Source organism: Thalassobacterium maritimum, from assembly GCF_031127805.1.
GTDB lineage: Bacteria > Verrucomicrobiota > Verrucomicrobiia > Opitutales > Coraliomargaritaceae > Thalassobacterium > Thalassobacterium maritimum.
In genome coordinates this window covers 106,586-114,931 of record NZ_JARXHW010000009.1, presented here as the reverse complement: position 1 = coordinate 114,931, position 8,346 = coordinate 106,586, and the positions used below count along the sequence as shown (strand labels likewise).

The following is an 8,346-nucleotide window of genomic DNA, read 5'->3' as shown; positions in this document are numbered from 1 at the left end:
CATTCGAGTCCTGATCCAGACGACACAGACAACCCATTTAACCCGCCCGTAAAACTCTAAAAATCAACAGGACGACTAAACCCTCAGGCTGGGTGCCTGGTCTCCGCGATCGACAGAAAAATAGAAATTGCACCTCGGGCATATCTGACTAGCGTGAACACAGATGAGTCCCACTGTCTTCTATCACAGAAATTACCGTTTTTTCTTCTTCTCTCGCGAGGAGAGCAGGATGGACATACACATCTATTCTCCGTCTGGAGAAGCTAAATTCTGGATCGAACCACAAATTGAGCTCGCCGTCAGCAAAGGCCTTAATTCTCGGGAACTCAAAGAAGTCGAAACCCAAGTAAAGGAGCATGAAAATGAAATCAGAAGAGAATGGAATAAGCACTTTGGAAACACCTGAGAGTGTTCAAGTTCAGGGCATATCGATTCACGGGTTTTGGATACTCATTCAAGAGCGTGAATACTTCTTGAACTTTGAGAACTACCCATGGTTCAAGGAGGCCAAGGTAGATCAAATCTTCAATGTGACACTTTTGCATGGACACCACCTTTTTTGGAATGAATTGGATGTCGACTTAGAGCTGACCTCACTCGATGAGCCAGAGCGCTTCCCTCTCATATCCAAGGCCTCGTAGACAAAAGGTCGATCAAGGCGGAGTGAGACAATAGATTTCGCTGACGCTCATCTATGCTCATCCTCACCGATATGCAAAAGGATCGAATAGCCACCTTATGCACACTTCTCGTGCTGACATTCACTCGGGGGTGGAGCATCGAAATCTCAGAAAAAGAATATGAACGGCTGATTCAAGGCAGGTTCAATCCATGGGATCACCAGTCCGCATGAGGTAAAGTAGTCGTTGGGCAGAGCGATCATCCCCATTTGACTTGGCTCCAATAGGCCTCCGCACAGACCTCCTCTTCCCCACAAGACTACTGGTCCTTTTTCAAAATATCGAACACGGTATAGGCCGCCAGCAACAAGGCAGAGATGAGTAGAACCATGGCGATGCCAGGATAGCCGAAAATTTGAAAATCAGAATCAATTCGCATCATCAGGGCAGCGCCTACAATTAAGGCGGCCACGATCACGCCGATGGTGATGCGGTTCGCGATTTTCTGAAAGCCTTGAATCAGTGCATCTTCATCGATGACATCTGCATTCACTCGGAATTTATTCTCTGAAAGATTATCCAGCAGACTGTTTAAACGGTGTGGAGCTTTTTGAAATAACTCCTTGGTCTGCACCATTGCAGTGAAGGCGTCACTCGGATTGAGTGATTCTAGTGAGCGCTTGAAGGCAATGGCTCGCAGGTGCCGGTTCACGGCCTGCCCAGGATTAAAGTCGGGGGCTAACTTAATTACGATTTGATCAATATTGAGCAAGGCTTTGCCGACTAAATTGAACTCGCGCGGTAGTATGACTCCATGCTCGGCACACATATGAATGATGCGCATCACGAGCGTTCCAAACTGCAGCTCTTTAACCGAGATTGCCTCCGAGCGTGCAACCAGGTTCGCGACATCTGAGCTTAAACGCTTACGGTCCACCAAGTGATTCTCTTGCAGACCGGCGCTCATAATCACGTCCACCACACGCTCGCTTTTGTTTTCACATATACCGGAGAACAGGTGATACATGGCATCTCGCATCTGGTCGCTCAGGCGTCCGACCATGCCAAGATCCATAAATGCTAGCCGTCCTTGGTCAGTAAAAATCAGATTCCCAGGGTGAGGGTCTGCGTGAAAGAAACCTTCCGTAATAAACTGATGCAAATACGCCTTAAGTAGGTCATCCACTAGGCAATTGCCATCAAGCTCTGTCATAGCGAGCCCCGAAAGCTGTGTAATCTTAACTCCATTGACATAGTCCATGGTGAGGACCTTGGCTGAGCAATAGGACATATGCGTAGCGGGAACTTCCAAATGAGCAAAGTTGGACAAGATCACCGCCAACTTTTTCAAATTTCCAGCTTCGCGAATGTAATCCAACTCCTCGGTGATACTCACTTTAAACTGCGCTACGAGTTCCACTAGAGCGTAGCGTGAGCCCTCATCACTGTGCTTTTCAGCAAACGCCGCGAGCGAAGATAAAATTTCCAAGTCCTCTTGAATCTGTCGGCGAATGCCTGGACGCTGGATTTTAACCGCCACGACATCCCCGCTCCGCGTGATAGCCTTATAAGTTTGCCCTAAGGAAGCAGCCGCAATGGGTCTTTGATCAAACTCGGCAAATACCTTCGTGATAGAAGCACCAATTTCGCGCTCAAAGACCTCTGACATCTCTTCATACGCGACCGGCTTCAAATCATCTTGTAAGCGCTGTAGCGCATCCACGTATTCTGCAGGCAGTAAATCACTACGCGTGGACAAAAGCTGACCGAATTTAACAAATGTGGGCCCCATACTTTCAAGGGATTTGGCAAAAGCCACCGCATCTTCTTCAAGCTTCGGTGAACTCAATTGCGAATCAACAGAGGACTCCGTGTCTCGCGCAAGCACAGGCCGAACGTGAACAATGAAAAACTGAGCGAGATCCTTATATCGCAAGAGTCGATGAGGTAGATTATTCATAAGTGTATGTGGACACTCGATCTGTCTCAGATCCCATGCCCACAAGCACTTAATCACATTGTGTGCCACAAAAGGGACACATACACATCACACTGACAACAAGCAAGTTAAAGGCAGAAGCGGAGACAGGATTCGCCAGAAACATGCAAAACACAAGATCGCCAACACCAAAGATTCGCAAATCGCACGATTCGGATTTCTAAGAAATAACGATGCCGCAGCAGCGGCCTGCTCCTAATCCACCAAGCTGCGCTAAAGCTGAAGCATAATCCCAGTTAACTGCGCCCCGGCCATGAGCCCCCCCCAACAAATATGATAATAAGAGTGCCTACCAAATTCGGCCCTACCGATTCCAGTGTAATGTTGATTGCGGCTGAAGCTGAACTAGCTGCGAACTCACCCCTTGACAATAAAATCAACGCCGCAAATAACATTCAAACATTCGAATATTAGCATTTGAACATTACATCAGTTTAATCAAGCAGCGCAAAGTCAGCTTCCCTGAAACATTACACCAAGCATATGGATCCTTACACCAATCCAGACTCCCAAACAGATCGCACCCAGCAGGCAATGGTCACTCGCTTAGAAGAGCGCGGTCAGCATGTTTTCTTTCAAAAGATGATCGATGATTATGTTGACTCGATCCCAAGCGATCAGCCTGTGCGCGCATTAGACCTCGGCTGCGGCACGGGTGTAGTGGCAAGGCGCTTAGCGAACGCGCTTCACCCGGACTCCGAGATTCATGGGGCCGACATCAGCGACGTTCTACTGGCCGAGGGGCGGCGGCAGGATGTTGCACAAGACATTCACTGGGACCACATCCAGCCAGGCGCGTTGCCTTACGAAGAGCGCTCTTTCGATGTCATCGTCATGCACACTTTGCTGAGTCATGTGCCGAATCCACTATCGTTGCTACAAGAAACCGCGCGCATATTGGCGCCAACAGGTCAATTGATCGTTTTTGATGCCGACCACGCAGGAACCACCTACGGCCAAGAAAGCTACGAGGCCATGCGTCGCGTGGATCACCTGCTGACTTCGGCAGTCGCCACACATCCGGACCTCTGTCGTCAGATGCCACGTCACTTAAAAGCAGCCGGACTCAGTTTAAATAGCCATCGTTCCGTCATCCTATCGGAGTGCGGGCGTGGTGACTACTGGTTATCGAGCGTGCGAGGATTTGCCGGCATTCTCCCGGCGCTCAATGTCCTCTCCGAAGAAGAGGGCCAGCAATGGGTCGATGCCATGCATGCGTCCCACGACAACGACACCTTTTTCGCCTCCGGAGCTTTCTTCACTTTTTACGCATCCCACTCATAAGCGCCTATCTACGTTCTTCTTTTAACCAGCAAAACTCACCATGCCGAATTCAAATGATTCCCGTGTCACCTCCGAACTGTTGAAAGCATTCTCGCACCCGACCCGTTTGGCCATTCTACAAGAATTGGTTTCCGGGCCCAAGTGCGTAACCGACATGGAAGATTTACTACCCGCACGTCAGGCCAACATTTCTCAGCACCTCTCCGTCCTGCGACACACCGAACTGGTCGATTACGCTCAAGAAGGTACACAGCGTTGCTACTACTTAAGCCGCCAAGACTTGGTGCTCGATATGCTGTCCCTACTCCAGCGCAACGACCCCGTGGTAAAGCGAAGTCCCGCAGAGATTCGCGCAGAGAAAGAACGCCTCGCTATTGATTAATATAAAGCGAAACTAGTTTCAATGGGGTCGATGAGCGGTCAACCAGTATTAATGGCCCAAATACACTGCCAATGCGTACGAGATTAAGAATCTGATGCCTTAGGCACTCCCTACGCCGACGTATCATACTACGATCTGATCCTGGATTTTGGACAACCAAAAACATTCAGTAAATAGGTTCAATGTATCAGGGGTTGAACCTATAACACAGACGTCGAGTATACACAAAGCGTGACTGCTGTGCTTGCAGTTGCGCCTTCGCCCCCCTATAGTTTAACCCCGCCCCCTCTTGATTTCCCACGCGTGTAGGGACGTGCTGAGTGATCACATATTCTTATGAAAAATAGACTCCTTACCGCAGCCCTGTCTTTCGCCGCGCTTACGCAGTTGTATTCAGCTGACTACTACATGACGCCAAGCGGCGCCAGTAGCCAAGACGGCTCCGACTGGGCCAATGCCCTACCCAAAACCCAACTCGCGACCACTCTCAACACTACAATGGGCCCCGGCGACACTCTCCACCTAGGATCCGGCGACTACGGATCTTCGTCCTTCAGCCTCACCAGCAACGGCTCTGCCGGTTTGCCCAAATCAATTATTGGGGTCGATACAGGCGCTGGTCTGCCCTACTTTAGCGGTGATCCTACTTGGACTCGCACAAATCCGAACAGTGGAAAATGGCAGATTATCAAAGTCCAAGCCGACTACTGGGTCGTCGAAAACTTAGAGCTCAGCCATGCGCGCTACGGTATCAAAAACGACACTACCGACAGCGCCAACCATGTCACTTTCCGCAACATCAATATTCACAATGTGCGCCATGGTGTTTACCTCAGTAACGTGGACAATGCGACCTTCGAGAACCTCACGGTACAGGAATACACGAAGCAAGGCTATCGTCTCGACCGCGGATGCGACAACGTCACCTTCATCAATTGCCTGGCCGACATGAGCGCTGGCGACAGCAGTTGGTGGGACTATGGGGAGCCTGATGTGTTTGGCTTCATCGTTTACAATGGCGGCACTAAAAATACCAACGTCGACTTTGTGGATTGTGTCGCTCAAAACAACCTTAGGAACGGACAGACTGGTTTCTGGCAAGGGGATGGATTTGTGAGTGAAAGTAATACTGAGGGCATTACATTTACACGCTGCACTGCCATCAACAATGAAGACGCCGGATATGATATTAAACAATCTTCATCCTCAACCGCGACCTTCCAAGACTGTGTCGCGATCGGAAATTCTAATAATTTTAAAGTCTGGTATGGGGATGTCTACCTAGATAATTGTGTAGCCACCTTTCCGCGCCGTCGCAGCAATAATAGCACCAATAACGACATCAACGGCTTGCGCGTCATATCTGCTTCAGTCTCCATAGACTTTTGCAGCTTTCTCAATAGCAGCGGCGCTGAGTACAATATCCGCACGAGCAGTGGTGGCAGTGTCACTGCAACAAATAGCATCTTAGCAATCGATGTCGCAAGCGGCGGAGGTGGCTTTAAAAACGGAACAGTCACTTTGAGCACGGGCACCACAACCTTTAAGCCAGGTAGCGGAACGGATCCCGATTTTGTGAATCCAAGCAGCAGCTGGAACGGCATTGGCGATGACATGAACAGCCAGACCTACACCGACACCAAGGGCTACTACGCCGACTCGGCTACGCCGCCAGCGACTGCTGGCGTGATCAGCGTCAATCTCTCCGACAGTGTCAACACGATCCTATCTGCTACGGATGTAGTCGGCGTCCTGCCAGTCGCCAATTGGAACAACACAACCGTCAACAACGAGTCGTTGACTAACCTTAGCGACGACATCGGTGCCGCCACAACAGCGGATGTCGACTTCAGCAACACCGCGTTTTACTACGCTAACGCCACGCCCGCCCAATCAGCTCCGCTCGACGACGATGCCAAGATGATGACTGGCACGCGTGCCATCAGCAACGGCAGCTCGACCGCAGCCACCTTCTACGAAATCCCTTACGAGAAATACGACGTGTATGTTTACTGGGGTGGTCACAGCTCTGGGCAAAGCGTTCCAGCCGAAATGTCTATCGCACTGCAGACGAACGACGGCAGCAGCTGGGTCACTCAAGAAACCCGCTACATGCTCGACACCGACCGCCAGTGGGACGGCTCATACAACGAGTCTACCGCCACCAGCAGTGGTGTCGCCAGCGATGGCAACGAATATGTCGTCTTCCGCAATGTTACGCTGGACAGCATAAAAATCCGAGGCAATTGCAGCCGCCGAACTGGCTTTAGTGCAATCCAGATCGTCGAAAACAACGAAGAAGTCCTGATTGTAGGCGACACCATCGGCATGAACTTCGCCAACGCGGGCGCCGAGCTCGCCTCGACAGACGTGGCCGGTTACATCCCGATGCCCAACTGGAACAATACAACCGTCAACAACGAAACGCTTACCGACGTAGTCGACGATAGCGGTGCCGCCACAAGCGTAGACATATCGTTCAGCAACACGCCTTACTACTACACCAACGCCACTCCGACCTACAGCGCTCCCTACGAGGCAGACTCCTTATTGATGCGTGGCACCCGCGCGGTGAGCAACGCCTCCTCGACGGCGGCCACTGTGAGCAACATCCCTTACGCCACATACGATGTTTATGTTTACTGGGGTGGACGTAAAACCGGCGAAACTGTGCCCGCCGAAATGAAGGTCGAGTTCAAAACCGATGTCGGCGGCACTTGGACGACTCAGGAAACCCGCTACATGCTCGACACCGACCATGAATGGGACGGCAGCTATGAAGAATCCACCGCCACCAGCCCGGGCACAGCGATCGACGGCGAAGAGTTTGTCGTCTTCCGCAACCAGACAGCCAGTTCATTCAAGCTGCGAGGCACCTGCGGCCGCCGCACGGGGATCAACGCCTTCCAAATTATCGAAAAGTAGATAATACCAGCCACTAGCCTGGAAAGGCTCTCAATTTCCAGCCCTGGTAGAATTATCTGCCAGGGCTGTCCCATCTTTCCACTACTGGAGAGAAAGATCCACAGCCCATGAACAAAAGTTGGCAGATCCATTTAGAGTGCCAACCAAATTCAGTGCTACAGGCTCCTGTGTAATGTTGATTGCAACTCAGGCTGAACCAGCTGCAAATAGAGCCGCAAAGCGCTTAAGTAAGCTGACGAAAGCGCGAGAGCAAGGGCTCGCCTACTTGTCCGCCACATAGATCACATAAGCCGCGCGCTTAGAGCGTTCGTGGACTTTAGCTCGGATATGACCGACACGGAAGCCGACTTTTTCCATGCGTGCTTTAAAGTGTGGATCATCGCCCGCCGACCAGAAGGCAGCCCTCCCACTGGGTTTTAAGTGCTTACGCACTGCCCGCAGTCCCTTGTGCGAATAGAGCGAATTATTACTCTCCTTCACCATGCCCGTTGGCCCATTATCCACATCCAGAATCATGGCGTCATAACTTTGCGCCTCACCTTCCCGAATGCGAGCGACCACATCGGCCTCGATCACATTTACTCGTGGATCATCCAAAAGGGCGCCGTTCAAGTCTTTAAGGTATTCCCGATTCCACTCCACCACCTTAGGCACCAGCTCCACCACGTCGACTTGCGCCTCGGGCCCCAAGCCAGCAAGGACGGTGCGCAGAGTAAAGCCCAGTCCCAAGCCACCGATCATCACCTTCGGCTGAGGCGCTTTAATAATCGTCTCGATCCCCATCTTACCCAGCAACAATTCGGAGGCCGAAGCCTTCGAGTGCATGAGTTCCTGACCTCGGAAACTAATGGAATACGCACCATCGTGTTCATACAGCGACATGGGTGCCCCATCAGGCGTGGTCGACTCAGCGATTAAAATACGTGGCTTCATAGTGCAGAGAGCGTGCTTAAAAAGGCGAACTGGCAACTGTAAAGCGAGGAGGGGGGGAACGTCGGGGGGGGGGGAACGTCGAACATCCAACGTCCAACGTCCAATGTTGAATATTGTTAAGTGATAACACTTCCCGCCTCGCAAAAATGGCACATACCGTAATTTCCAGAACGAACTGATTCGCAGCGATTAGCTTCCAACCT

Annotated in this window: 7 protein-coding genes; 5 read left to right on the top strand and 2 right to left on the bottom strand. The window is 51.2% G+C overall.

Annotated elements, in window-relative coordinates; all coding sequences use genetic code 11:
• Nucleotides 1-163 precede the first annotated feature (163 nt).
• Nucleotides 164-406, top strand: coding sequence for a DUF4160 domain-containing protein (locus tag QEH52_RS20520; protein ID WP_345785448.1), 243 nt, complete (start codon nt 164-166; stop codon nt 404-406).
• Nucleotides 357-641: a DUF2442 domain-containing protein gene (locus tag QEH52_RS06045; RefSeq protein ID WP_308949196.1), complete on the top strand. Its 285-nt coding sequence runs from the start codon at nt 357-359 to the stop codon at nt 639-641. Before QEH52_RS20520 ends, QEH52_RS06045 begins: the two co-directional genes overlap by 50 nt.
• Before the next feature lie 298 nt (nt 642-939).
• Here the strand turns inward: QEH52_RS06045 and QEH52_RS06040 are convergent, their stop codons facing one another.
• A complete protein-coding gene (locus QEH52_RS06040; RefSeq protein WP_308949195.1) occupies nt 940-2,580 on the bottom strand; it encodes an ABC1 kinase family protein in 1,641 nt (546 codons plus the stop codon).
• Between the two features lie 522 nt (nt 2,581-3,102).
• Here QEH52_RS06040 and QEH52_RS06035 point away from each other — a divergent pair.
• The 3 genes from QEH52_RS06035 (at nt 3,103) to QEH52_RS06025 (ending at nt 7,210) form a co-directional block, all read left to right on the top strand.
• Entirely contained in the window at nt 3,103-3,903 is an 801-nt protein-coding gene (locus QEH52_RS06035; RefSeq protein WP_308949194.1) for a methyltransferase, read from the top strand.
• Nucleotides 3,904-3,943: 40 nt separating this feature from the next.
• Nucleotides 3,944-4,285, top strand: a complete 342-nt coding sequence (locus QEH52_RS06030) for an ArsR/SmtB family transcription factor (RefSeq protein WP_308949193.1) — start codon at nt 3,944-3,946, stop codon at nt 4,283-4,285.
• Nucleotides 4,286-4,621: 336 nt separating this feature from the next.
• Entirely contained in the window at nt 4,622-7,210 is a 2,589-nt protein-coding gene (locus QEH52_RS06025; RefSeq protein ID WP_308949192.1) for a right-handed parallel beta-helix repeat-containing protein, read from the top strand.
• A 261-nt stretch (nt 7,211-7,471) separates the two neighbouring features.
• On the opposite strand, the gene QEH52_RS06020 is transcribed toward QEH52_RS06025, so the two are convergent.
• Nucleotides 7,472-8,143: a spermine/spermidine synthase domain-containing protein gene (locus QEH52_RS06020; protein WP_308949191.1), complete on the bottom strand. Its 672-nt coding sequence runs from the start codon at nt 8,141-8,143 to the stop codon at nt 7,472-7,474.
• Between the last annotated feature and the right edge of the window lie 203 nt (nt 8,144-8,346).

Bases quoted from the DNA above. Each gene is read 5' to 3' on its own strand.
- QEH52_RS20520 (WP_345785448.1), top strand. From the start codon at position 164: ATGAGTCCCACTGTCTTCTATCACAGAAATTACCGTTTTTTCTTCTTC.
- QEH52_RS06045 (WP_308949196.1), top strand. From the start codon at position 357: ATGAAAATGAAATCAGAAGAGAATGGAATAAGCACTTTGGAAACACCT.
- QEH52_RS06040 (WP_308949195.1), bottom strand. From the start codon at position 2,580: ATGAATAATCTACCTCATCGACTCTTGCGATATAAGGATCTCGCTCAG.
- QEH52_RS06035 (WP_308949194.1), top strand. From the start codon at position 3,103: ATGGATCCTTACACCAATCCAGACTCCCAAACAGATCGCACCCAGCAG.
- QEH52_RS06030 (WP_308949193.1), top strand. From the start codon at position 3,944: ATGCCGAATTCAAATGATTCCCGTGTCACCTCCGAACTGTTGAAAGCA.
- QEH52_RS06025 (WP_308949192.1), top strand. From the start codon at position 4,622: ATGAAAAATAGACTCCTTACCGCAGCCCTGTCTTTCGCCGCGCTTACG.
- QEH52_RS06020 (WP_308949191.1), bottom strand. From the start codon at position 8,143: ATGAAGCCACGTATTTTAATCGCTGAGTCGACCACGCCTGATGGGGCA.